We start from the raw sequence: 1,673 nt of genomic DNA on the forward strand, positions 1-1,673 counted from the left end.
AGGGCACTGAAAAACTTACGTTTTTATTTTTTATAGAAGACAAAAAAAGCAACTTTCTTCCGAAATAGGAGAGAAAGTTGCTTGTTCCCCTTGGCTATTCTTATTCCTTTTCATTGAGAAGCTTTATAATCCGTTTTAGATTGACTGCGAATATCGTTGTGGCTCCTTGAATCTCCAGTCCAAATAGACCCGAGGATGTGGCTATTTCATACCCGTGTCTATGCTTGAGTTCGCTGTTTTTTGCTTCAATTTTATAGCGTGTTTTTGCCAAGGTTTTAAATTTTTCCGTTTCTTGAAATGCTTCTTGGTCCTGATGCTCAGTAGACTTGATGGTAACGGAATAGGATTTGGTTTTTGCACCTTCTTGATAGCACCCTTCACGGAAAGGGCAGACTTTACATTTTTTAATATCAAATAGGTACTTGATCCGGGGGTTTTTATCCTGACCCTTTCTTCCATCAAATTTTTTACGAATCGCCATTTGCCCAGCTTTGCAGACATACATGCCTGCATCTTTATTAAATTGGAATTCATCTTCTTTTGTTCGTCTGCCGTGTGTAACATTTGGATGCAACTTGGATACAAGTTCTAAATTTTGTTCTTTTGTATAAAGGATGTTCTCTTTCTCGGAGTACGCCGTATCACCAATGACTGTTTCAATTTCCATGCCTGTGGCCATGCTCTTTTCAATTAATTCCTGAAGGTGTTTTCCGTCACTTTTTTCACCTGTTGTTACAACTGCTGCAGTGATAATCCTTTCGTCACTCATTGCGATATGCGTTTTGTAGCCAAAGAAAGAAGAATCAACGGTTTTATGTCCAACACGTGCTTCTGGATCTGTTGAGTAGCTCAATTGTTCTGTGTAGTCTTCTACTACTTCTTTCAGTACATTTAATCGTTCCTTAACTGCTGGAATTTCAGATACCTTCGGTTCTGATTCGACAACGGAAATGACTTTACGGCAATAATCTAGTTCATCTTTCACTTCGTTAGAAGTGGTTTTAGACGGGAATTTCTCTTTCAAGGATTCATCTATTTGATAAACGGCTTTCCGAACATTTTTTGATTTTTCCTGTAAAAATTCTTTGGGGGATTTTTGGTTATAACGTGCTTTTGTATGTGTAGCATCTACAATGATGGTTTTACTTTTAATGATTCCCTTTTCAATTGCAATCTCAACTGTCTTCCCAATTAGCAAATCAAATAACCCCTCGTCCGGAAGGCGTAGCTTTCGAAATTTAGTTAAAGAACTTGGTTCAATCACAGATTCTTCGGGTGCCATGTCAAGGAAATATTTAAACGACATATCGTATTTGGAACGTTCAACTACGTCTACATCAGAAACATCATAAATTGATTTCAGTAATAGATACTTGAACATACGAACCGGCGGCACGGCATTACGACCGTTATCTAGACAATACTTTTCTTTTAATTCTTCAAGAATGAATGAGAAATCGACTAGTTCTTTAATTTGGCGAAGCATATTATTTTTTGGCACAACGAGATCATAAATTGCTATGTATGGGCTAAGATTGAATGAATCTTGAAAGGAAATCATTTGTATACCACCTAAAATGTTTTATTACCACAATTATAAAATAAAAAGCAGTTGAAGAGTTGATAAAATCAACCTACAACTGCTATAAAATAAGGGACTTTTTCAGTGCCCT

The 1,673-nt window shown here is 36.7% G+C and carries 1 protein-coding gene; it reads right to left on the reverse strand.

The window, feature by feature from the left end:
- Positions 1-100: 100 nt before the first annotated feature.
- On the reverse strand, positions 101-1,561 hold the full coding sequence (locus BDR01S_RS24485) for an IS1182 family transposase (RefSeq protein WP_066257183.1): 1,461 nt from the start codon (positions 1,559-1,561) through the stop codon (positions 101-103).
- Positions 1,562-1,673 lie beyond the last annotated feature (112 nt).

Source organism: Neobacillus drentensis NBRC 102427 (genome assembly GCF_001591445.1).
In the GTDB taxonomy this organism is placed as follows: domain Bacteria; phylum Bacillota; class Bacilli; order Bacillales; family Cytobacillaceae; genus Neobacillus; species Neobacillus drentensis.